This window comes from Streptomyces sp. NPDC056361, assembly GCF_042262805.1.
In the GTDB taxonomy this organism is placed as follows: domain Bacteria; phylum Actinomycetota; class Actinomycetes; order Streptomycetales; family Streptomycetaceae; genus Streptomyces.
On sequence record NZ_JBHJQI010000011.1, the window covers coordinates 1 to 22,814 of the forward strand.

General features: G+C 72.7%; 18 protein-coding genes. 11 read left to right on the forward strand and 7 right to left on the reverse strand.

The genetic code is table 11. From position 1 onward, the window contains the following. Window positions 1-175: 175 nt before the first annotated feature. From ACFCY7_RS05565 to ACFCY7_RS05575, 3 genes are read right to left on the reverse strand one after another with little or no spacing between them, the layout of a single operon-like run. Complete coding sequence (locus ACFCY7_RS05565; RefSeq protein WP_376481578.1) at window positions 176-784, reverse strand: TetR/AcrR family transcriptional regulator; 609 nt, start codon at window positions 782-784, stop codon at window positions 176-178. Between the two features lie 43 nt (window positions 785-827). Next, window positions 828-2,915 (reverse strand): YhgE/Pip family protein, encoded by a 2,088-nt coding sequence (locus ACFCY7_RS05570; RefSeq protein ID WP_376481579.1) that lies wholly within the window; start codon window positions 2,913-2,915, stop codon window positions 828-830. After that, complete coding sequence (locus tag ACFCY7_RS05575; RefSeq protein WP_376481581.1) at window positions 2,887-3,834, reverse strand: ATP-binding cassette domain-containing protein; 948 nt, start codon at window positions 3,832-3,834, stop codon at window positions 2,887-2,889. Before ACFCY7_RS05575 ends, ACFCY7_RS05570 begins: the two co-directional genes overlap by 29 nt. A 147-nt stretch (window positions 3,835-3,981) precedes the next feature. On the opposite strand from ACFCY7_RS05575, the gene ACFCY7_RS05580 reads away from it, so the two are divergent. The 3 genes from ACFCY7_RS05580 (at window position 3,982) to ACFCY7_RS05590 (ending at window position 6,045) form a co-directional block, all read left to right on the forward strand. After that, window positions 3,982-4,512 (forward strand): SAV_6107 family HEPN domain-containing protein, encoded by a 531-nt coding sequence (locus ACFCY7_RS05580; RefSeq protein ID WP_376481583.1) that lies wholly within the window; start codon window positions 3,982-3,984, stop codon window positions 4,510-4,512. Between the two features lie 67 nt (window positions 4,513-4,579). Continuing rightward, the gene (locus ACFCY7_RS05585; RefSeq protein ID WP_376481584.1) at window positions 4,580-5,368 is read left to right on the forward strand and encodes a class I SAM-dependent methyltransferase; all 789 of its coding nucleotides are present in this window, start codon (window positions 4,580-4,582) and stop codon (window positions 5,366-5,368) included. A gap of 272 nt (window positions 5,369-5,640) precedes the next feature. Next, window positions 5,641-6,045: a DUF3040 domain-containing protein gene (locus ACFCY7_RS05590; RefSeq protein ID WP_376481585.1), complete on the forward strand. Its 405-nt coding sequence runs from the start codon at window positions 5,641-5,643 to the stop codon at window positions 6,043-6,045. Window positions 6,046-6,376: 331 nt separating this feature from the next. Here ACFCY7_RS05590 and ACFCY7_RS05595 read toward each other — a convergent pair whose 3' ends face one another. The 4 genes from ACFCY7_RS05595 to ACFCY7_RS05610 form a co-directional block, all read right to left on the reverse strand. Next, on the reverse strand, window positions 6,377-8,761 hold the full coding sequence (locus ACFCY7_RS05595) for a DUF3488 and DUF4129 domain-containing transglutaminase family protein (protein WP_376481587.1): 2,385 nt from the start codon (window positions 8,759-8,761) through the stop codon (window positions 6,377-6,379). Next, window positions 8,758-10,107 (reverse strand): DUF58 domain-containing protein, encoded by a 1,350-nt coding sequence (locus tag ACFCY7_RS05600; RefSeq protein WP_376481589.1) that lies wholly within the window; start codon window positions 10,105-10,107, stop codon window positions 8,758-8,760. The genes ACFCY7_RS05595 and ACFCY7_RS05600 overlap by 4 nt, the downstream gene beginning before the upstream one ends. Continuing rightward, the gene (locus ACFCY7_RS05605) at window positions 10,107-11,126 is read right to left on the reverse strand and encodes an AAA family ATPase (protein WP_376481591.1); all 1,020 of its coding nucleotides are present in this window, start codon (window positions 11,124-11,126) and stop codon (window positions 10,107-10,109) included. The genes ACFCY7_RS05600 and ACFCY7_RS05605 overlap by 1 nt, the downstream gene beginning before the upstream one ends. Before the next feature lie 144 nt (window positions 11,127-11,270). After that, window positions 11,271-11,810 carry a beta-class carbonic anhydrase gene (locus ACFCY7_RS05610; RefSeq protein ID WP_376481593.1) on the reverse strand — a complete coding sequence of 180 codons (540 nt, stop codon included), beginning with the start codon at window positions 11,808-11,810 and terminating at the stop codon, window positions 11,271-11,273. 324 nt (window positions 11,811-12,134) lie between these two features. Here ACFCY7_RS05610 and rsmH point away from each other — a divergent pair, with 324 nt between their 5' ends. Genes rsmH through ftsW form a run of 8 tightly spaced genes read left to right on the forward strand, consistent with a single transcriptional unit; the run spans window position 12,135 to window position 22,812 of the window. Further along, window positions 12,135-13,091, forward strand: coding sequence for a 16S rRNA (cytosine(1402)-N(4))-methyltransferase RsmH (gene rsmH / locus ACFCY7_RS05615; RefSeq protein ID WP_376481594.1), 957 nt, complete (start codon window positions 12,135-12,137; stop codon window positions 13,089-13,091). Further along, window positions 13,088-13,801 carry a septum formation initiator family protein gene (locus ACFCY7_RS05620; RefSeq protein WP_376481595.1) on the forward strand — a complete coding sequence of 238 codons (714 nt, stop codon included), beginning with the start codon at window positions 13,088-13,090 and terminating at the stop codon, window positions 13,799-13,801. Before rsmH ends, ACFCY7_RS05620 begins: the two co-directional genes overlap by 4 nt. Before the next feature lie 7 nt (window positions 13,802-13,808). Next, on the forward strand, window positions 13,809-15,791 hold the full coding sequence (locus ACFCY7_RS05625; RefSeq protein WP_376481596.1) for a penicillin-binding transpeptidase domain-containing protein: 1,983 nt from the start codon (window positions 13,809-13,811) through the stop codon (window positions 15,789-15,791). A 16-nt stretch (window positions 15,792-15,807) separates the two neighbouring features. Beyond that, window positions 15,808-17,499: a UDP-N-acetylmuramoyl-L-alanyl-D-glutamate--2,6-diaminopimelate ligase gene (locus ACFCY7_RS05630; protein WP_376481598.1), complete on the forward strand. Its 1,692-nt coding sequence runs from the start codon at window positions 15,808-15,810 to the stop codon at window positions 17,497-17,499. 4 nt (window positions 17,500-17,503) lie between these two features. Further along, complete coding sequence (gene murF / locus ACFCY7_RS05635; protein ID WP_376481600.1) at window positions 17,504-18,928, forward strand: UDP-N-acetylmuramoyl-tripeptide--D-alanyl-D-alanine ligase; 1,425 nt, start codon at window positions 17,504-17,506, stop codon at window positions 18,926-18,928. Beyond that, complete coding sequence (gene mraY, locus ACFCY7_RS05640) at window positions 18,925-19,995, forward strand: phospho-N-acetylmuramoyl-pentapeptide-transferase (protein ID WP_376481602.1); 1,071 nt, start codon at window positions 18,925-18,927, stop codon at window positions 19,993-19,995. The genes murF and mraY overlap by 4 nt, the downstream gene beginning before the upstream one ends. Further along, window positions 19,977-21,416 (forward strand): UDP-N-acetylmuramoyl-L-alanine--D-glutamate ligase, encoded by a 1,440-nt coding sequence (gene murD, locus ACFCY7_RS05645; protein WP_376481603.1) that lies wholly within the window; start codon window positions 19,977-19,979, stop codon window positions 21,414-21,416. Before mraY ends, murD begins: the two co-directional genes overlap by 19 nt. Window positions 21,417-21,471: 55 nt before the next feature. After that, on the forward strand, window positions 21,472-22,812 hold the full coding sequence (gene ftsW, locus ACFCY7_RS05650; RefSeq protein WP_376481605.1) for a putative lipid II flippase FtsW: 1,341 nt from the start codon (window positions 21,472-21,474) through the stop codon (window positions 22,810-22,812). Window positions 22,813-22,814 lie beyond the last annotated feature (2 nt).

The window sequence follows — 22,814 nt, forward strand, 5'->3', positions numbered from 1 at the left end:
GGCTCGGGGGGATCGAGCCTCGCCGCACCGGCGTTTCCGTTTTCTCGCGACTCCGCCGCTTCCGGCCTCTCCGCGCGCGTGCTGCCGGTCGAGCGCTTGCCGGCTCTCCGCGCGCGTGCCGCCCGTCGAGCGGTGTCCCGCTCCTCCGCGCGGAGAAGCGGGACACCGCTCGACGTCACCGGCCGCCGACGCGGCCGTGCAGCAGTCGGGAGAGGGCCGCGTGGACGTCGTCGAGGGAACGCTCGCTCTGGAAGGCCTGCCAGTCGAGCGCGGCCACGAGGACCATCCCGACCAGCGCCGCGGCCGTCAGCTGGACGTCGATCTCGTCGCTGAGCTCACCGGCGGCGACCCCCTCCCGCAGCACCCCCTCGACCACCGCCACGGCCTCCTGGCGGACCACGAGGAGGGTCGAGTTCCAGGCCCGGTTGGTGCGCCAGAGCTCGGCCACGTACAGCTGGGTGAAGGCCGGGTAGCGGTCGATGAAGACGAGGCCCGCCCGGATCATCGCGTCGAGCGCGTCGACGCGGCTGCCGCCGCGCTCGGCGGTCTCCTCGGCCGCCGTCCGCAGGGAGGCGGTGAGCAGCGACACCCCGTGGCGCAGCAGCTCCTCGAAGAGCTCGGTCTTGCTCTTGAAGTTGTAGTAGACCGTGCCCTTGGCCACGCCGGCCCGCTCGGCGATCTCGTCCACCGTCGTCGCGGAGAAGCCCTGCTCCGCGATGAGGGTGACGGCCGCCTCGTAGAGCTTCGCGCGCGTGGCCTGGCGTCGGGTGCTGCTGCTGTCCATGGGGTCGATTCTCACAGGTGTCGCGGGGGTCACCGGCCCCGTCTCACAGGGTCAGTTCGGGGTGGAGCCGGTCGAGCGACCAGACCTGCCGCTTGCGGGCCGAGACGGCGGTCAGCGCCAGGGCGCCCACGGTGAACGCGGTCAGGACCGCGCAGGCCTGCCAGACCGGGCCGATCCCGCCGCCCGTGATCAGCCGGCGCAGCGCCTCGACCACGTAGCTCATCGGCAGGAAGGGGTGCACGGCGTTGAAGAAGGCGGGGCTGGTCTGGACGGGGTAGGTGCCGCCCGCCGAGGTCAGCTGGAGCATCAGCACCGCGAGGACCAGGATCCGGCCCGCCGCGCCGAAGCGGGCGTTGAGCCACTGGATGATCGCGGCGAAGCAGCAGGTGACCAGGGCGAGGAAGCCGACCGTGCCGGCGGCCCTGGCCATCTGGAGACCGAGGCCCCAGTGCAGGACCGACATCAGGGCGGCGACCTGGAGGACGCCGATCGCCGCCACCGGCAGCCAGCCCGCCAGAGCGATCCGCCAGGCGGAGCCGCCGGCGGCGAGGGCGCGGCGGTTCAGCGGCTGGATGATCATGTACGCCACCATCGCGCCGACCCAGAGGGAGAGCGGGATGAAGTACGGGGCGAAGCCGGTGCCGTAGTTCGCCGCCTTGTGGAGCGACTGCGAGGCGAGCCGCACCGGGTCGGCCATGACCTCCGTGCGGCGGTCGCGGTCCTGCTTGTCGTAGTCCGGGATCTGCGCGACGCCGTCCTTCAGGCCCGTCGCGAGGGTGCCCGAGCCGTCGGCCAGCTTGAACAGGCCGCCGTCCAGGTCGCCCGCGCCCTTCTTGAGCTTGCCGACGCCGGTGTCGAGGCTGACGGAGCCGGTCCTGGCCTGGGTGACGCCGGTGTGCAGCCGGTCCGCGCCCGCCGCGACCTGCTTGGCGCCCGCGTTGAGCTCGTTGATCTTCCTGATGGCGCCCTCGACGTCCTCGTCCAGGTGCGGGGCGCGGGCGGCGAGCTCGTCGGCCTGCTTCTTGAGCTTGGTCAGGCGCGCGTCCAGGGTCTTCAGGTCGGCGGCGTCCTCCTTGGTGAGTTCGTGCACGTCGTCGGCGATCGTGGCCACGTCGCCGGCGCTGACCGAGGCCTTCCTGAGCAGCTCGCACATCTTGGCGTCGGGGGCCGGGTCGTCCACGCACGCCTCGCGGTGCAGCGCGGCGAGGCCGTCGTCGGCCGTGTGGGCCGCGGAGCGGACCAGGGGCGCCCGCCGCACCAGGTCGGCCAGGTTGTTCTGGGCGGCCGTGGTGGAGTCGGAGACGAGCCGGGCGGTGTCACGGATCGACTTGCCGTTGTTCGCCAGGTACGGGCGGACCTGGTCGGCGGTGCCGTTCACCTTGTCGGCGAGGGTCTGCGTACCGTTCGCGACCTTCCGCGAGCCGCTCTCCAGGTCCTTGGCGCCCTTGTCGAGCTTCTTCAGGCCCGCCGCGAGGTCGCCGCTGCCGGTCTTGGCGGTCTTCAGCCCGTCGGCCAGGTCCTTGGAGCCCTTCTTCGCCTTGTCGACGCCCTCCTTGAGGTCGCCGGCGCCCTTGGCCGCCTTCGCGGTGGCGTCGTGGATGTCGGAGAAGGAGATGAAGATCTTGTCGAGGAAGGTCCGCGACGACTTGGTGGAGGCCGCGGTGCGGACCTCGGAGAAGACCGTCCGGGAGATCTGCCCGACGATGTAGTTGTTGGCGTCGTTCGTCCGCACCCGGAGCGCCCCGGTCTCGGGGGAGTCGCCGGAGCTGGAGGCGATGCGCGAGCTGAAGTCGCCCGGCATGGTCAGGGACAGGTAGTACGTCCCGTTCTCGACGCCCTCGCGCGCCTCGGCGTCGCTCACCTGGTGCCACGCGAAGGTGTTGCTCTCCAGGAGCCCCTCGGTGATGTCGTCACCGGCGTTGATCTTCTTGTCGCCGGCGGTGGCCCCCCTGTCCTCGTTCACCAGGGCGACGGGGATCTTGTCGAGCCTGCTGTACGGGTCCCAGAACGAGTACAGGTACAGGGCGCCGTAGAGCAGCGGCAGCAGCAGGATCGCGACGAGCGCGGCGCGCGGCAGCTTTCCCCTGCCGAAGCGCTTCAGCTCAAGCGCGGCCAGTTTCGGCGAGCGCATCGGCCGCCCCCTCCTCGGTCGTGGATGCGGGTGCATCGGTGCTGGTGTCGGCCGGGTCTGCGGTGCCGGTGGCGCTGTTCTCGGCGGGGTCCGTGGTGCCGGTGGCGCTGTTCTCGGCGGGGTCCGTGGTGCCGTTCGCGCCGTTCGCGCCGGTCTCGGCCGCCTCGGTGGTGTCCTCCGCGGGCTTCGGCGCACCCGCGCGCGTGGAGAGGCGCAGGGCGTCGGCGGGGGCCTCGCTGCAGACGGCGAGGACGGTGGTCCCGGACGCGGCCACGGAGCGCAGCAGCGCCCAGGCCTCGGCCCGGTCGGCGTCCGAGAGCTTCAGGTCGGTGTCGTCGACGGCGAGCAGCCGGGGCCGGCCGATCAGGGCGAGGGCGATCGAGAGCCGCAGGGCCTCCAGCCGCTCCAGATCCCGCACGGAGGTCCGCTCGCCCTTCGGCAGGGCGTCGAGGTCGAGACCCGCGGCCGCCACGGCCTCCTCGATCCGGGCCCGGGACGTCGCGGCCCGCTCTGCGGGGCGCCGCAGGAGCGTCCGTACCGAACCGTCGTAACGGCGCTGGAGCAGCGCCCGCTCGCGCAGGTGCTCGGCGACCGTGAAGGCCGGGTCGAGCTCGCTGACGCCCGGGACCTGCCCCAGCGCGGTGATCCGGCGCACGGCGGCCATCTTCCGGGGCAGCGGGAGACCGCCGACCTCGGCGTGACCCGCCTGGGTCTTCATCCGCCCGGTGAGAGCGAGCAGCAGACAGGTGCGGCCCGAACCGGACGGTCCCTCGATCGCCACCAGCGACCCGGGCCCGGCCCGGAAGGACACCTCGCTGAAGGCCCAGCCGCGCGGACCCTTCAGTCCGAAGCCGTCCGCGACGACGGCGGCGCCGTGCGGCTGCTGCTCGGCTTCCGTGCCCACGGACTCACCCCCCATTCCCCTTTTTGAACTGACCAGTCAGTCTAAAAGTTACCCCTGAGTTGGATCTGAGGCAAAACCCCAGGTCAGCGTGATTGTCAGTGGGGGCGGGCAGGATGAACACATACGGCCACAGCGCCGTCACGCGACGACAGGAGGTTCGTCATGGCCAGCCCTTCCGCAGCCGCCGCGCCCCAGCGCCGCCCCGGAGGCCGTCCCGCACCCGCGCAGTCCGGACCCGCATCCGACATCCACCCCGTCCCGCGCCGCGCCACCGCCCCTCCCGCCGCCCTCGATCTCCTCGCCAAGGCCCGCACCGGCCTCGACGAGGCCGCCGCCCTAGACCGCCCCCACGAGCGGTACGCCGCCGCCCACCTGGCCGCCCTGCGCGCCGCCGCCGCCGTGCTCGCCGCACGCGCCCGACCCGAGACCGGCCCCCGCAGGCGGCAGCGGATACGGAGCGCCTGGGAACTCCTCGCCGAACTGGCACCCGAGCTCACCGAGTGGAGCGCCCTCTTCGCCTCGGGCGCGCCGCGCCGGGCCCGCGCCGAGGCGGGCATCACCAGCGCCGCCACCCGGCGCGAGGCAGACGACCTCCTCAGGGATGCCGCGTTCTTCCTGCGCCTGGTCGAGCGGCTCCTCGACCTCCAGCCGGTGCTGCCGCGGCAGACGGGGGCCGACGAGTCCGGAGGATGATCCGAAAGGCGTTACCGAGGCCATAGGGTGGGGAGCGTCCGTACCCGTCACCGAGGAGTCAACAGCCGTGCCGGACCCTTCCCCTGTCTTCGGTCGAGAGGCGTCGTCGCGACCGTCGCGCGCCTCCCTGCGTACCGCCGTCGTCTGGGACGTCCTCAAAGACGCCCTCGACCGCCGGATCGAGGCCACCGGGAAGGACAGCCTCGACGTCCTCGACACGGGCGGCGGCTCCGGGAACTTCGCGGTGCCCGTGGCCCGCCTCGGCCACCGGGTCACCGTCGTCGACCCCAGCCCCAACGCGCTCTTCGCGCTGGAGCGCCGCGCCGCCGAAGCCGGCGTCGCCGACCTCGTCACCGGCGTCCAGGGAGACATCCGGGGCCTCTTCGACGTGGTCGCCCGCGAAAGCTTCGACGCCGTGCTCTGCCACGGCGTCCTGGAGTACGTCGACGACCCCGCCGAAGGCGTACGGAACGCGGTCGCCGCGCTCCGGCCCGCCGGCAGCCTCAGCCTGCTCGCCGCCGGACTCGGCGGAGCCGTCCTGGCCCGCGCCCTCGCCGGGCACTTCACCGAGGCCCGGCACGCGCTCTCCGACCCCGCCGGCCGCTGGGGCACCGGCGACCCCGTACCCCGGCGCTTCACCGCCGGACAGCTCACCGAGCTGTCCGACGAAGCCGGACTCGAAGTCGGCGCCGTGCACGGCGTCCGGGTCTTCGCCGACCTGGTCCCCGGTGCCCTCGTCGACACCGAGCCCGGCGCCGCCGAGGCGCTCCTCAAGCTGGAGGCCGCCGCCGCCGAGCTGCCCTCCTTCCAGGCCATCGCCACCCAACTGCACCTCCTGGGCGAGAAGCGCGCCTGATCGGGACCGCCACCCGTTCGGCGGTGCGGGCCACGGCACTCCATGGAGTACGCCACAGCCCGCCCGTCAAGGGGTTCAGCCCCGTATGATCGGGGGACACCATCCGGCATGACGGACAAGGGGCCGGGGAATCAACGCCTCAGCAACCGATCCGCATGGCGGCCCGGATTGGCTATTCGGCATTGAGGGCGGGTTTCACGGGGGCGATTCCCTGCCTATCCTGAAAGGGCCGCAAACCGGTCGCCCCCGCGACCGACGACTAGGAGGACTCCGTGCCGCTCTCGGAGCACGAGCAGCGAATGCTCGAGCAGATGGAGCGAGCGCTGTACGCCGAAGATCCCAAGTTCGCGACAGCGCTCGAGGGAAGCGGACTGCGTACGTACACCCGACGACGGGTCTACCAAGCAGTCGCCGGCTTCCTGGTGGGTATCGCGCTCCTCATGGCCGGAATGGTCGCACAGCAGATCTGGATCAGCGTGGTGGGATTCCTCGTCATGCTGGGCTGCGCGGTCCTGGCGGTCACCGGATGGCGCAAGGCGCCCAAGCCGGGTGAGCAGCAGGCCAGAGGCGGGACGGCGGCCGGAGGCCGTCAGACCCGGCAGCGACGCTCCATGATGAACCGCATCGAAGAGCGGTGGCAGCGCCGCCGCGACGAACAGCAGGGCGGCGGCCACTGACGGCCCCCTGAGCGGAAGCCCCGCACCCCTTACCCCACCGAGCCCCGCGGCCCGCGCCCCCGCGCGCCCCGCGGGGCTCAGTGCGTCCCCTCTCTCCCCGCCCCCGCGCCTTACGAGGCCGCGCGTCCACCCCCCCCCGCGCCCTACGAGGCCGCGCGTCCACCCCCCCGCGCCCTACGAGGCCGCGCGTCCATCCCCCCGCCTTACGGGGCCGCGCGTCCAGCCCCCGGGCGTGGCGCCGGGGCGGGTGCAAAGGAGGGGGCGCGGGCCGGACCCGGGTGGGGTCCGGGCCGCGCCCGGGTGTGGAGTAGGGGCGGCACGCGCCCGGGGGTCAGGTGGGGTTGCGGGTGGGGAGGCGGGGAGTGAGGGAGGTGAGGATGGAGGTCCAGCGGGCGGCGAGGGAGTGGCGGAGCCGAACGGCGGAGCGGGGGGCGAGGAGGGCCCGGATCCGAGCCGACCGGTCCGCGGCGGCGTGGAAGCCCGCACGAACGAGCCCCGCGTCCTCCGCGAGACCGGCGGCCGGAGTCGGACGGGGGGAGTAGAGGACCTCTTCGACGGCCCGCGCGACCCGGTGCACCGCGTCCGCGGACTCTCCGTGCAGCTCACCGAGGCGGACGAGCCGGGCCGCCGTGTTCCGCGGCGTGCGGGATTCGTCGGGCTCGACGCCGTAGTCCCAGGCGGTGTCGTTGATCTCCTGCCAGACGGCGAGCGTGCGCGCCGCCGTCTCCGCGGGGCCGCGGCCGCCGTCCGATCCGAGGCGCCGGGCCCGGATCCGGGTCCGCCAGAGCAGGGGGACGAGCGGCAGGACGAGGACGACGAGTGCCGCGAGGGAGATGAGGACCACGGTCATCGGCGCCGGTCCCGAACCGTCGGAGGAGGCACCGCCGGCGGCCGCGTCGGGACCGCAGTCGCCGAGCCGGCGCATCTGCGGGGTGCAGTTCTCCGAGGCGCTCGGCGCGGCGGACGGCTGGGCCGAGGCGCTCTGCTGGGGCTGCGCGGGTCCGGTGGCCGTGCCGGAGGGAGTGGTCTCCCGGGTGTAGGTGGGGGTGGAGCCGCGCGCGGGCGTCGGCTCGAACCGGGTCCAGCCCGCGCCTTCGAAGTACAGCTCGGGCCAGGCGTGCGCGTCGCGGATGCCGACGGAGACGGAGCCGTCGGTCTGGGTGGTGCCGGGGGTGAAGCCGACGGCCACCCGGGCGGGGATGCCGAGCGAGCGGGCCATCGCCGCCATCGAGAAGGAGAAGTGGACGCAGAAGCCCTGCTTGTCCTTCAGGAAGCGGGAGATCGCCTGGACGCCGGTGCCGGACTCGACCTCGACGTCGTAGCGGAAGCCGCCGTCGCGGGCGAACCATTCCTGGAGCCGCACGGCGCGCTCGTAGTCGTTGCGGGCGCCCTTGGTGACCGTCAGGGCCGTCGCCCGCACGTCGGCGGGGAGCGAGTCGGGCACCTTGGTGTACTCGCGGCGGAGCTTCTCGGGCGCGGGCCCGGCGGCGGACAGCTGGGCGGACGTCGGCCGGATGTCGAGGCTGGCGACCTGGTAGCGGGCGCCCTCGGTGGTCTGCTTGTCGTCGCCGACGAGCATCCGCCCGGCCGGTTCGAACCGCCAGCGTCCGTCGATGTCGACCCGGCCGGCCGGGTACGGCATCGGCAGCCACTTCTGCTTGTACGCGTCGGAGGCGACGAAGTTGCTGGTCACCTCGGTGATCTGGACGCTCTGGGAGAGTCCCTGAGGCCAGGGCAGCTGCTTGGGCACGGCCTCGATCGGGCGGACCGAGGACTTCCACGAGGTGCCGTCGAACTGGTCGAGGGCGACGAGCCGCAGGTACAAGTCGCCGGTGTTGCGGGAGTTGGTGCGGTAGCGCAGGACCTCGCGGTCCTCCGGCTGGCGCAGGTTGTCCTGGAGGGAGACCAGCGGGTTCACGGCCGAGATCGTGCCGCCCTGGCCCGTGCCCGCGCCGCCCTCGCCACCGCCGTTGCCGAACAGCCCGCCGCTGAGGCCCGGCAGCGCGAGCGGCACCACGAGCGCGATGCCCATGGCGACGGCGCCGATCCGGCGCCCGGTGCGGGCCGGGGCGATGGCGGGGCCGCCGGCGACGGTGGAGCCGGTTCGGCCGGAGCGCTGGGCTCCGCCGAAGACCCGTCCCCACTGGGAGAGCCGGTCGCGGCCCTCGGCGAGGAGCAGCAGGAGGTAACCGGAGGCGGCGAGGAGGAACCACAGCCAGCCCGCGCCGCCGCCGGAGAGTCCGGCGGCCACCGAGTACAGGGCGAGCAGCGGCAGGCCGGCGGGGGCCGCCTTGCGGTAGGTGACGGCGAGGGAGTCCACCAGGAGTCCGATCGCGACGACGCCGCCGACCAGCATGAGCCTGATGCCCTCGGTGTCCGGCGCGGGGATCGCGTACCGGCCGACGTCGTCGGCGCCGGCCTGGAACAGTTCGGCGGCGTGCGTGAGGGCCCGCGGGCCGGGGATCAGCCAGAGGACCGCCTGCTCCCGCGCGAAGATCACGGTCAGCGCGAGGAGGGAGACGGCGATCTGGGCGAGGAGGGTCAGCGGCCGGGCGAGCGGGACCCGCCGGGCCAGTGTGCCGACCCCGCTGACCAGCGCGAGGACGAAGGCGGCGGTGAAGATCCAGGTCGCCGGCTTCACCAGGGGGAGCAGCGCCCCGGACGCCATCAGGGTGGCGCCCCAGGCGGCGAGTGTCAGCCGTGCGCGGCCGCTCATGACCAGCCTCCGTAGGTGTCCGCGGCGGATTCCGCGCGTGCTCCGGCGGCCTGCTGCCACAGGTCGGCGAGCCGGGCCCCGGCCGGTACGGCGAGTGCCGTCCAGCCCGCGTCCCGCAACTGCTGGACCCGGTCCTCGACCGCGCCGGTGACGGCGCCGCCGGTGAGCCAGGTGCCGGAGTCGAGGACGAAGGCGATGGCGCCGCCGCTGCGGCCGCGCATCCGGGCGGTGAGGGCGGCCTGTTCCTCGTCGAGGTCGCCGACGAAGGCGATGAGCAGCCCTTCGTTCCCGCCGCGCAGCACGTCGGAGGCGCGGGAGAGCCCGGCGCCCTCGGAGTGGTCGACGACCGCGAGGGTGTCCATCAGGAGTCCGGCGGAGTCGGCCGAGTCCTGTGCGGTGCCGGCGAAGCCCTCGGAGCCCTCGCCGGGCACGGCGCTGCCGGTGTCGGTGAGGAGCCGGACGGCGTAGCCGCGCGCCAGCATGTGGACGAGGGCGGAGGCGGCGCCGGAGACGGCCCATTCGAAGGCGGAGTCGGGGCCGGAGCCCTGGTAGGCGATCCGGCGGGTGTCGAGGAGGACGGTGCAGCGGGCCCGCTGCGGCTGCTCCTCGCGGCGGACCATCAGTTCGCCGTAGCGGGCGGTGGAGCGCCAGTGCACGCGGCGCAGGTCGTCGCCGTGCCGGTAGGCGCGGGGGATGACGTCGTCGTCGCCGGCGAGCGCGAGGGAGCGCTGCTGCCCGTCGCCGTATCCCGAGGCCTCGCCGGTGAGCTTCACGGGCGGCAGGGGCACGGTCCGCGGGACGACGGTGAGGGTGTCGTAGGCGCTGAAGGAGCGGGTCAGCTCGCACATGCCGAAGGGGTCGTTGAGCCGCAGCTGGAGCGGGCCGAGCGGGAAGCGGCCGCGCAGGTCGGAGCGGACCCGGTAGGACACCTCGCGCCGGCCGCCGGCCTCGACGCGGTCGAGGACGAAGCGGGGGCGGGGACCGAGCATGTACGGCACGTGGTCCTGGAGCATGAGCAGCCCGGTGGGGAGCTTGGAGACGTTCTCCACGCGCAGCTGGACGCGGGCCTCGGTGCCCGCCTCGACCCGCTGGGGGCTGAGGCGGCGGGAGGCCGCGACCCGGTAGCGGGTGCGGTGCAGTACGAGGACGCAGATCAGCGGCAGGGTGGCGAGCAGCAGTCCGACGCGCAGCAGGTCGGCCTGGCCGAGGACGTACGCGCAGACGGCGGCGGCCACGCCGGCGGCGAGGAAGGAGCGGCCGCGGGTGGTGAGGCCGCCCAGGGCGGCCCGCAGGCCGCCCCGGTCGTCGTCCTCCCGCTGTCCGTCCGGTCCGGCAGCGGTCGTCATCACAGCCGCCGGGCGCCGGGCTGCTGCTGGCCGTAGAGCGGTCCGGCGGGCGGGGCCGCGGCCGGGACGGGGGTGCGCTGGAGGATGTCCTGGACGACCTGTTCGGCGGTGCGCCGGTTCAGCTGGGCCTGCGCCGTCGGCAGCAGCCGGTGGGCGAGCACGGGTGCGGCGAGGGCCTGGAGGTCGTCGGGCAGGACGTACTCGCGGCCGCTGAGCGCGGCGGAGGCCTTGGCGGCCCGCAGCAGGTGGAGCGTGGCCCGGGGGGAGGCGCCGAGTCGCAGGTCGGGGTGGGTGCGGGTGGCGGCGACGAGGTCGACCGCGTACCGGCGTACGGCGTCGGCGACGTGGACCGCGCGGACCGCCTCGATCAGCTTCATGACGTCGTGGGCGTGGGCGACCGGCTGGAGGTCGTCCAGCGGGGAGACCGCGCCGTGCACGTCGAGCATCTGGAGTTCGGCCTCGGCGCTCGGGTAGCCGATGGAGACCTTGGCCATGAAGCGGTCGCGCTGGGCTTCGGGCAGCGGGTAGGTGCCCTCCATCTCGACCGGGTTCTGGGTGGCGACGACCATGAACGGGCTGGGCAGCTCGTAGGTCTGGCCGTCGACGGTGACCTGGCGCTCCTCCATGGACTCGAGGAGCGCGGACTGGGTCTTGGGCGAGGCGCGGTTGATCTCGTCGCCGATCACGATCTGGGCGAAGATCGCGCCGGGCTTGAACTCGAACTCCCGGCGCTGCTGGTCGAAGATCGACACGCCCGTGACGTCCGAGGGCAGCAGGTCGGGGGTGAACTGGATGCGGCGCACCGAGCAGTCGATGGACCGGGCCAGCGTCTTGGCCAGCATGGTCTTGCCGACGCCGGGGACATCCTCGATGAGGAGATGTCCTTCGGCGAGCAGCACGGTCAGCGAAAGCCGTACGACCTCGGGCTTGCCCTCGATCACGCTCTCCACCGACCTGCGGACTCGCTCCGCGGTGGTGGTCAGATCAGTGAGGCTCGCTCGATCGTCATAGGTCGTCACCCGGCCCTCCTCGGCCTTCCGGAACACGGACACCTGCCCCCGCGGGATGTTCGGGGGGTGTCCACCCGGGCATTCTTGTTGCCGTGGCCGGGTCGTGTCACTTGCCCGCGGACAAGTGCGGGGGAAATGCCGAGGTTTGGGCGTTTACGCCGGGTCGATCTCGCGCAGGAGGCCCGTCGTCACGTCGAAGACGAAGCCCCGGACGTCGTCGGAGTGCAGCAGGAAGGGGGAGGTCCGCACCCGCTGCATCGACTGGCGGACGTCCTGGTCCACGTCGCGGAAGGCCTCGACCGCCCACGCGGGGCGCTGGCCGACCTCGTCCTCCAGCTCGTGCCGGAAGTCCTCGGTGAGCGACTCGAGACCGCAGCCCGTGTGGTGCACCAGCATCACGCTGCGGGTGCCGAGGGCGCGCTGGCTGATGGTGAGGGACCGGATCACGTCGTCGGTGACCACGCCGCCCGCGTTGCGGATGGTGTGGCAGTCGCCGAGTTCGAGCCCGAGGGCCGCGTGCAGGTCGAGACGGGCGTCCATGCAGGCGACGACGGCGACGCGCAGCACGGGGCGGGCGTCCATGCCGGGGTCGGTGAAGCCGGCGGCGTAGTTCTCGTTGGCCTCGACGAGACGGTCGGTGACCGAGGCGCCGGTGCGTATGGCGTCGGCAGAGGGGTGCGCGGAGGTCGACATGGTTTCGACGTTAACGGGCACAAGCCGCTCGGGCCTGCTGTGAGAGGGGACAAAGAACGCCATCGAGTCTTGTTGTGAGCTAATCCACAGGCGCGGGGATCATGGACCCGAACGAGTGAGGCGTCCGGAATGTCCGCACGGCCGACCGGCGTCGTGCGACGCGCCAGCCGGTTGATTGACCGGCGCGTCCGGTGGACTAAAGTGACGCGGAGTTAACGGAGACATCGAGCGGTTCCCGCGGTTTCTCCCCCGTGTGTGCGGCGGTACCTACGGCTCGGCCTCCTCCCGCGGTACGTGCCTCCGCGCCGGTTCTGAGAGGGCGCATTGAGCAACGACCGACACGTCCCGGTGATGCTCCAGCGGTGCCTGGACATGTTGGCCCCCGCACTGGAGCGCCCCGGCGCGGTCGTCGTCGACTGCACCCTGGGCCTCGGCGGCCACAGCGAGGCCCTGCTCAAGCGGTTCCCCGAGGTGCGGCTCGTCGCCCTCGACCGCGACAAGGAGGCCCTGCGGCTCTCCGGCGAGCGGCTCGCCCCGTACGGCGAGCGGGCCACCCTGGTCCACGCCGTGTACGACGAACTGCCCGAGGTCCTCGACCGGCTCGGCATCCCGAAGGTCGACGGCGTCCTCTTCGACCTCGGCGTCTCCTCCATGCAGCTGGACGAGGCCGACCGCGGGTTCGCCTACGCCCAGGACGCGCCGCTCGACATGCGCATGGACCAGACGACCGGCATCAGCGCGGCCGAGGTCCTCAACACCTACCCGGCCGGCGAGCTGGTCCGCATCCTCCGCGCGTACGGCGAGGAGAAGCAGGCCAAGCGGATCGTCTCCGCGGTCGTGCGCGAGCGCGAGAAGGAGCCGTTCAGCAACAGCGCCCGGCTCGTCGAGCTCATCCGCGACGCCCTGCCCCAGGCGGCCAAGCGCACCGGCGGCAACCCGGCCAAGCGCACCTTCCAGGCCCTGCGCATCGAGGTCAACCGCGAGCTCGACAGCGTCGAGAAGGCCATCCCGGCGGCCGTGAAGGCCCTCGCCGTCGGCGGCCGGGTCGCCGTCCTCTCGTACCAGTCCCTGGAGGACCGGATCGTCAAGGGCGTCTTCGCCGCCGGCGCGGCGACCACCGCCCCGCCCGGTCTGCCGATCGTCCCGGAGAAGTACCAGCCCCGCCTGAAGCTGCTCACCCGGGGCGCCGAGCTGCCCACCGAGGAGGAGGTCGCCGAGAACCGGCGCGCCGCCCCGGCCCGGCTCCGGGGTGTCGAGCGCATCCGGGAGGACGTGCTGTGAGCACGGCGAAGGGGCCGCTCAAAGGGCGGGCCGCGCGGCTCGGACGGCTCATGCCGTCGGGGCCGAGCTCGGCCGCCCGCACCCCCTTCGTCCTGCTCGTCGTCGTCCTGCTCGGCGGCGGGCTCATCTCCCTGCTCCTGCTGAACTCGGCCCTCAACCAGGGCTCCTTCCAGCTGAACGAGCTCAAGACCAAGACCACCGAGCTGACCGACGAGCAGCAGGCCCTCCAGCGGGACGTGGACGACTACGCGGCCCCCGACGCGCTGGAGCGCCGGGCCCGCGAGCTCGGCATGGTCCCGGGCGGCAGCCCCGCCTTCCTCGGCCCCGACGGCAAGGTCCTCGGCGAGCCCTCCGTCGCCGTCTCCCCGAAGCCCAGCCCCACCCCGAAGCCGAAGCCGAAGCCGACGCCGACCGGCATGCCGAAGCCGCCGCCGAACACCGCCGCTCCCACGAACACGACCGCCCCGACGAACACGGCCGCCACCCGCACCGCCACCACCACCGGCACCCGTACCTCCGTCGCCCCGGCGGGCGCCGACACGGACCGGGCGGACGCGGGAACCGCGCGGGCGGACACCGGCGTGACTCCGACCGACGCCGAATCCACCGGCGGAAGCCCCACCGGTGCGGGCCCCGCCGGGAACGGGTGGGCACGGACGGCGCAGGCACCAGAGCTTCAGGACCCCACCCCGACGACCTCCGGCAGGTGATCGAGCAGTGCCCCCCAAGGAGCCCCCGCGCCGGCGTGTCCCCGGACCTGCGCGGCCCGCCCGCCCCCGGCCCGCCTCCGCCGGAGCCCGCCCGTCCCGTCCCGCCCCGCGCCCGGCCGCGAAGCGGACCGCGCCCCGGCCGCCGGCCCGGCAGCCCCGCACCATCCGGCTCGGCAGCCCGAAGCCCCGGCTGCGCCTGGTCTCCCTCGGCCTGACCCTCGTCATGATCGCCTTCGTGGTGCGGCTGCTCCAGGTCCAGGCGGTCGACGCCAGCGCGTACGCGGCCAAGGCCGACAAGTACCGCTTCCAGGAGTACACGCTCTCCGCCGAGCGGGGCGAGATCACCGACCGCAACGGCATCGCGCTCGCCGCCAGCGTCGACGCGTACGACATCACCGCGGACCCCAAGCTCTTCACCCCCGAGGAGTCCAAGGTCGCCGACGCCCCCGAGCAGGCCGCCGCCCTCCTGGCGCCCCTCCTGAACAAGGAGCCCGCCGAGCTCGTCAAGAAGCTCCGCACCCCCAAGTCCCGCTACACCCTGCTCGCCCGCAAGCAGACCCCGCAGGTCTGGAACCAGATCAAGGACCTCAAGAAGGTCTACGGGCAGAAGGCGCAGCGCTCCGCCGGCGGCAACGGCGTCAACCTCCTCGGCGGCGTCCTCAGCGAGCCCAGCACCAAGCGCGTGTACCCGAACGGCGAGCTCGCCGCCGGGATACTGGGCTACGTCAACGCCGAGGGCCGCGGCGCCGGCGGCGTCGAGTCGATGCTCGACCCCGAGCTGGCCGGCAAGGACGGCACGATCCGCTTCACCCAGTCCGGCGGCCGCCAGGTGCCGACCGCCGGCTCCCAGGGCACCCCCGCCGTCCCCGGCTCCGACATCGAGCTCACCATCGACCGGGACATCCAGTGGGCCGCCCAGAAGGCCATCACCGACCAGGTGAAGAAGTCAAAGGCCGACCGCGGCTACGTCATCGTGCAGAACACCAGGACCGGCGAGGTCCTCGCGATGGCCAACGCCCCCGGCTTCGACCCCAACGACCTCTCCGCCGCCAACGCGGCCTCCATGGGCAACGCCGCCCTCCAGGACGCCTACGAGCCCGGCTCCACCAGCAAGGTCATGTCCATGGCCGCCGTCCTGGAGGAGGGCAAGGCGGCCCCCGACACCCACGTCATCGTCCCCAACCGGCTCCACCGCGGCGACCGGCTCTTCAAGGACGACGTCGACCACAAGACCTGGTACCTGACCCTCAACGGCGTCCTCGCCAAGTCCAGCAACATCGGCACCATCCTCGCCACCGGCCGGCTCGGCGCCACCCAGCCCGAGTCCAACCGGGTCCTCCACTCGTACCTGCGCAAGTTCGGCATCGGCGGCCCCACCGGCCTCGACTACCCGGGCGAGACCGCCGGCATCCTCGCCAAGCCCGAGGACTGGTCCACCTCGCAGCAGTACACGATCCCCTTCGGCCAGGGCCTCTCCGTGAACGCCATGCAGGCCGCCTCCGTGTACTCGACCGTCGCCAACAAGGGCGTACGCGTCGAGCCGAGCCTCATCCGCGGCACCAAGGGCCCCGACGGGCGCTTCACCCCGGCCCCCGCGCCCAAGGAGACCCGGGTCGTCAGCGAGAAGACCGCCGACACCCTCGCCAAGATGCTGGAGTCCGTCGTCGACGACCGGGAGGGCACCGGCACCAAGGCCGCGATCCCCGGCTACCGGGTCGCGGGCAAGACCGGCACCGCCAACCGCGTCGACCCCGAACTCGGCCGCTACAAGGGGTACACCGCCTCCTTCGCCGGCTTCGCCCCGGCCGACGACCCGCAGGTCACCGTCTACTGCGCCATCCAGAACCCGACCAAGGGGAACTACTTCGGCGGCCAGATCTGCGGACCCATCTACAAGAAGGTCATGGAGTTCGCCCTCAAGACCCTCCACGTCGCCCCCACGGGCAGCGACCCCGCCCGACTGCCGGTCGACTTCGTCCCCACCCCGTGACACTCCGGGAGCACCAGTGACAACGATCACCCCCCATTCCGGGAACCGGAAATCGAACTCCGGCGACGCCCCGGGCTCTTTTGGCCCCGTACAGGGTGCGCCCGGTACGCTCACCGCCGTGCCACACGCTGATCAGTACCGAACCGCCCCGCCCCGTCCGGAGCAGGCCCGCCCGACACCCCTGGGCGACCTGGCCGCACACCTGGGGGTCGACGCCCTCGGGGCCGCCGAGATCTCGGGCATCACCCACGACTCGCGGGCGGTGCGCCCCGGCGACGTGTACGCGGCCCTGCCCGGCGCCCGGGCGCACGGCGCCGACTTCGTCGCCCAGGCCGCCGGACTCGGCGCCGCCGCGATCCTCACCGACCCGGCCGGTGCCGAACGCGCCGCCGCGACCGGCCTCCCGGTCCTGGTCGTCGAGGACCCGCGCGGCCGGATGGGCGAACTCGCCGCCGAGATCTACGGGCGGCCCGGCGCCGCCCTCCTCCAGATCGGCATCACCGGCACCTCCGGCAAGACCACCACCGCCTACCTCGTCGAGGGCGGCCTGCGGGGCTCCGGCCGGAAGACCGGCCTCGTCGGCACCGTCGAGATGCGCATCGGCGACGAGCGCATCAAGTCGGAGCGGACCACCCCCGAGGCCACCGACCTCCAGGCGCTCTTCGCCGTCATGCGCGAGCGGGGCGTCGAGGCCGTCGCCATGGAGGTCTCCAGCCACGCCCTCGTGCTCGGCCGGGTCGACGGCTGCGTCTTCGACGTCGCCGTCTTCAACAACCTCAGCCCGGAGCACATGGAGTTCCACTCCGACATGGAGGACTACTTCCGGGCGAAGGCCGGGCTCTTCACGCCCGAGCGAAGCCGCCTCGGCGTGGTCAACCTCGACGACGAGTACGGCCGCAGGCTGGCCAAGGAGGCCACCGTCCCGGTCGTCACCTTCTCCGCCGACGGCCTCGCCGACGCCGACTGGCGCGCCGAGGACCTGGTCCTCGGTTCCCACGACTCGACGTTCACCGCCGTCGGCCCGGACGGCGAGCGGATCCCCGCCACCGCCCCGCTGCCCGGCCCGTTCAACGTCGCGAACACCCTCGCCGCGATCGTCACCCTCGCCGCCGCGGGCCTCGACCCGAAGGCCGCCGCCGACGGCATCGCCGCCGTCCCCGGCGTACCGGGCCGCCTGGAGCGCGTCGACGCCGGCCAGCCGTACCTCGCCGTCGTCGACTACGCGCACAAGACGGACGCCGTCGAGTCCGTCCTGCGCTCGCTGCGCGAGGTCACCGAGGGCACGCTGCACGTGGTCATCGGCTGCGGCGGCGACCGGGACACCACCAAGCGCGGCCCGATGGGTGCCGCGGCCGCCCGGCTCGCCGACACCGCCGTCCTGACCTCCGACAACCCCCGCTCCGAGGACCCGCTCCGGATCCTCGCCGCCATGCTCGCGGGCGCCGTGGAGGTCCCCGCGGAGGAACGCGGCGAGGTGCTCGTCCTCGCCGACCGCGCCGCCGCCATCGCCGCGGCCGTCGCCCGCGCACGGCCGGGCGACACCGTCCTGGTCGCCGGCAAGGGCCACGAGCAGGGCCAGGAGACCGCCGGGGTGGTCCGCCCCTTCGACGACCGCGAGGTCCTTCGGGCGGCGATCCTCGAACAGAACGCCAAGGCCGCCCCGGCGGACGACGGCGACGAAGCCAGCCACCAGAACAGTCAGGGATGAAGCAGTGATCGCCCTCTCCCTCGCCGAGGTCGCCGCAATCGTCGGCGGGCAGGCGCACGACATACCGGATCCGGACGCCCGGATCACCGGTCCCGTCGTCATCGACTCCCGTGAAGTGCGGGCCGGCAGCCTCTTCGTGGCGTTCGCCGGCGAGCACGTCGACGGCCACGACTACGCCGAGCGCGCCGTCGAGGCGGGTGCGGCGGCCGTGCTCGCCGCCCGGCCCGTCGGCGTCCCCGCCATCGTCGTCGACGACGTCCAGGCCGCGCTGGGGGCCCTCGCCCGCACGGTCGTGGAACGCCTCGGCACCGATGTCGTCGCCCTCACCGGCTCGGCCGGCAAGACGTCCACCAAGGACCTGATCGCCCAGGTCCTCGACCGCCACGCGCCCACCGTCTGGACGCCCGGCTCGCTCAACAACGAGATCGGCCTGCCGCTCACGGCGCTCCGCGCGAGCGACGAGACCCGGCACCTGGTCCTGGAGATGGGCGCCCGCGGCGTCGGGCACATCCGGTACCTCACCGGTCTCACCCCGCCCCGCATCGGCCTGGTCCTGAACGTCGGCACCGCCCACATCGGCGAGTTCGGCGGCCGGGAGCAGATCGCCGAGGCCAAGGGCGAGCTCGTCGAGGCCCTGCCGTCCGCCGAGGAGGGCGGTGTCGCCGTCCTCAACGCCGACGACCCCCTCGTCCGCGCGATGGCGAGCCGCACCAAGGCCCGCGTGACCTTCTTCGGCGAAGCGGACGAAGCGGCCGTACGGGCCGAGAACGTCCACCTCACAGAGTCCGGACAGCCTTCTTTCCGTCTTCACACACCCACCGGGTGCAGCGACGTGACCTTGCGCCTGTACGGTGAGCACCACGTGTCGAACGCGCTCGCAGCGGCCGCCGTCGCGCACGAGCTGGGCATGCCCGTCGAAGAGATCGCCACCGCGCTCTCCGAAGCGGGAACCCTGTCGCGCTGGCGCATGGAGGTCACCGAGCGTCCGGACGGCGTGACGGTCGTCAACGACGCCTACAACGCGAACCCCGAGTCCATGCGAGCCGCCCTGCGCGCGCTCGCGGCCATGGGCAGGGCCGCACAGGCCCGAGGGGCTCGCACGTGGGCGGTGCTCGGCAAGATGGCCGAGCTCGGTGACGCATCGCTCGTCGAGCACGACGCGGTCGGACGGCTCGCCGTCCGGCTCAACGTCAGCAAGCTCGTCGCGGTCGGGGACAGGGAAGCGTCCTGGCTGCAGCTGGGCGCATATAACGAGGGTTCGTGGGGTGAGGAGTCGGTGCACGTGTCCGACGCGCAGGCGGCGGTCGACCTGTTGCGCAGTGAGCTGCGCCCGGGGGACGTCGTCCTTGTGAAGGCTTCCAGGTCGGTCGGTCTCGAACAGGTCGCCCTGGCACTGCTCGACACCGAGGGCGAGGTCACCGGCCGATGAGGCAGATCCTCTTCGCGGGGGCCATCGGGCTCTTCCTGACCCTGATCGGTACGCCGCTGCTGATCAAGCTCCTTGCCCGCAAGGGGTACGGGCAGTTCATCCGGGACGACGGCCCGCGCGGCCACGCCGGGAAGAAGGGCACGCCCACCATGGGCGGCATCTCCTTCATCCTGGCCACGCTCATCGCGTACGCCCTGGCCAAGGTCATCACCGGCGAGGACCCGACGTACTCGGGCGTCCTGGTGCTGTTCCTGATGGCCGGCATGGGCCTGGTGGGCTTCCTCGACGACTACATCAAGATCGTCAAGCAGCGTTCGCTCGGCCTGCGGGCCAAGGCGAAGATGGCCGGCCAGCTGATCGTCGGCATCGCCTTCGCGGTGCTCGCGCTGCAGTTCGCGGACCTGCGCGGCAACACCCCGGCCTCCACGAAGCTGTCCTTCATCACGGACTTCGGCTGGGCCATCGGACCGGTGCTGTTCGTGGTCTGGGCCCTCTTCATGATCCTGGCCATGTCCAACGGCGTGAACCTCACGGACGGTCTGGACGGCCTCGCCACCGGCGCCTCGGTGATGGTCTTCGGCGCGTACACCTTCATCGGGCTCTGGCAGTTCCAGGAGTCCTGTGCGAACGCCATGACCCTGACCAACCCCAACGCCTGCTTCGAGGTGCGCGACCCGCTCGACCTCGCCGTCGTCGCCTCCGCCCTCATGGGCTCCTGCTTCGGCTTCCTGTGGTGGAACACCTCGCCCGCCAAGATCTTCATGGGTGACACCGGCTCGCTCGCCCTCGGCGGCGCCCTCGCCGGTCTCGCCATCTGCTCCCGTACGGAGCTGCTGCTGGCCCTGCTCGGCGGCCTGTTCGTACTGATCACGATGTCCGTGGTCATCCAGGTCGGCTCGTTCAAGATGACCGGCAAGCGCGTCTTCCGGATGGCGCCACTCCAGCACCACTTCGAACTCAAGGGGTGGTCCGAAGTCCTGGTCGTCGTCCGGTTCTGGATCATCCAGGGCATGTGCGTGATCGTGGGCCTGGGCCTCTTCTACGCGGGATGGGCAGCGGACAAGTGACAGAACAGCTCGACTGGAACGGCAAGAAGGTCACCGTTGCGGGACTCGGGATCTCCGGCATCCCGGCCGCCCGCGTCCTGCACGGCCTCGGCGCGCTCGTCACCGTCGTCAACGACGGCGACGACGAGCGCTCCCGGGCCCAGGCCGCCGAGCTGGAGGCGGAGGGCATCACCGTCCGCCTCGGCGACGGGGCCACCCTGCCGTCCGGCACCGAGCTGATCGTCACCACCCCCGGCTGGCGGCCCGACAAGCCGCTCTTCGCGGCCGCCGCCGAGGCGGGCGTGGAGATCTGGGGCGACGTCGAGCTGGCGTGGCGGCTGCGGGGGCCCGACGCGGCTCCCTGGCTCGCGGTCACCGGCACCAACGGCAAGACCACGACGGTCCGGATGCTCGCCTCGATCCTGGAGGCGGCCGGTCTGCGGACCGCCGCCGTCGGCAACATCGGCGTCTCGCTCCTCGACGCCGTCCTCGGCGAGGAGACGTACGACGTCCTCGCCGTGGAGCTCTCCAGCTACCAGCTCCACTGGGCGCCCTCGGTCCGCGTCCACTCGGCCGCCGTGCTCAACCTGGCGCCCGACCACCTCGACTGGCACGGCTCGATGGAGGCGTACGCCGCCGACAAGGGCCGGATCTACGAGGGCAACCAGGTCGCCTGCGTGTACAACGTCGCCGACCAGGTCACCGAAGACCTGGTCCGCGAGGCGGACGTCGAGGAGGGCTGCCGCGCCATCGGCTTCACCCTCGGCACCCCGGGCCCCTCCCAACTGGGCGTCGTCGAGGGCATCCTCGTGGACCGCGCCTTCGTCGAGAACCGGCAGAAGAACGCCCAGGAACTCGCCGAGGTCGCCGACGTCCAGCCGCCGGCCCCGCACAACATCGCCAACGCGCTCGCCGCCGCCGCCCTCGCCCGCGCCTTCGGCGTCGAGGCCAAGGCCGTACGGGACGGGCTCAAGGCCTTCCGCCCCGACCCGCACCGCATCGAACTGGTCGAGGAGGTCCAGGGAGTCACGTACGTCGACGACTCCAAGGCCACCAACACCCACGCCGCGGAAGCCTCGTTGGCGGCCTACGACCCGATCGTCTGGATCGCCGGCGGCCTCGCCAAGGGCGCCACCTTCGACGAGCTCGTCCGGAACTCGGCGAAGCGCTTGCGCGGTGCCGTCCTGATCGGCGCCGACCGCGCGCTGATCCGCGAAGCCCTGGCGCGACACGCCCCGGAGGTCCCGGTGGTGGACCTCGACCGGACCGACACTGAGGCGATGTCCGAGGCGGTCCGCGAGGCGGCCCGGCTCGCCCGCCCGGGAGACACGGTCCTCCTCGCCCCGGCCTGCGCCTCGATGGACATGTTCACCAACTACAACAAGCGGGGCGAGGCCTTCGCGGACGCCGTCCGCGCCCTCGCCGCCACCGGGGACGCCTGACCTGACCAGCGGGAGGGTCCGGCCGGACCGGGCACGACTGGAGGGGGCAGCGACCATGCCGAGCAAGATCGCCGGGACACGCCGGCCTTCCGCCGTACGCGGCGGAGGGCGGGCCCCCGCGACCCCGCGGCGACCCCGCCGCGGAGGCGTGGGGCGGCTCTACCGGCGGGCGCAGAAGGCCTGGGACCGGCCGCTGACGGCCTACTACGTGATCATCGGTGCCGGGATGCTGATCACCACGCTCGGCCTCGTGATGGTCTACTCCGCCTCGATGATCACGGCGCTCCGCTACGAGCTGGTGCCCTCCTACTTCTTCCGGAAGCAGTTCTTCGCCGCGCTCCTGGGCACCGGACTGCTCCTGGCCGCCTCGCGGATGCCGGTGAAGCTGCACCGGGCACTCGCCTACCCGATCCTGGTCGGCGCGGTCTTCCTGATGGTGCTCGTGCAGATCCCCGGGATAGGGCACGCGGTCAACGGCAACCAGAACTGGATCTCCCTCGGCGGCCCCTTCCAGCTCCAGCCCAGCGAGTTCGGCAAACTGGGGCTGATCCTGTGGGGCGCCGACCTGCTCGCCCGCAAGCACGACATGCGGCTGCTGACCCAGTGGAAGCACATGCTGGTCCCGCTGGTCCCCGGCGCCTTCATGCTGCTCGGGCTGATCATGCTCGGCGGCGACATGGGCACCTCGATCATCCTCGCCGCGATCCTCTTCGGCCTGCTGTGGACGGCCGGAGCGCCGACCCGCCTGTTCGTCGGGGTGCTCACGGTGGCCGGCGTGATCGGCGTGCTGCTGATCAAGACGAGCTCGAACCGGATGAAGCGCTTCGACTGCATCGGAGCGACCGACCCCGGTGGCGAGGGAGCCCCCTGTCTCCAGGCCGCGCACGGAATCTATGCTCTGGCCTCGGGCGGATGGTTCGGATCCGGGCTCGGTGCGAGCGTGGAGAAATGGGGCCAACTGCCCGAGGCGCACACCGACTTCATCTTCGCGGTCACCGGTGAGGAACTGGGCCTCGCGGGGACGCTGTCGGTACTCGCCCTGTTCGCGGCTCTAGGCTATGCGGGTATCCGCGTGGCCGGAGGCACGGAGGACCCCTTCGTGAGGTTCGCCGCGGGAGGCGTGACCACCTGGATCACGGCGCAGGCCGTGATCAACATCGGTGCGGTGCTCGGTCTGCTGCCGATCGCCGGTGTCCCCCTCCCGCTGTTCTCCTACGGAGGGTCGGCCCTGCTGCCGACCATGTTCGCCGTCGGGCTCCTGATCGCCTTCGCGCGACAGGAACCCGCCGCGAAAGCGGCCCTGGCCATGCGCCGTCCCGGTTGGGGCAAGCGGGCCGGGGTGAGATGGAAGTCGATGCGACGGCGCGTCAAGAAGCGCCCGTCCGGAGAGCGGTGAAT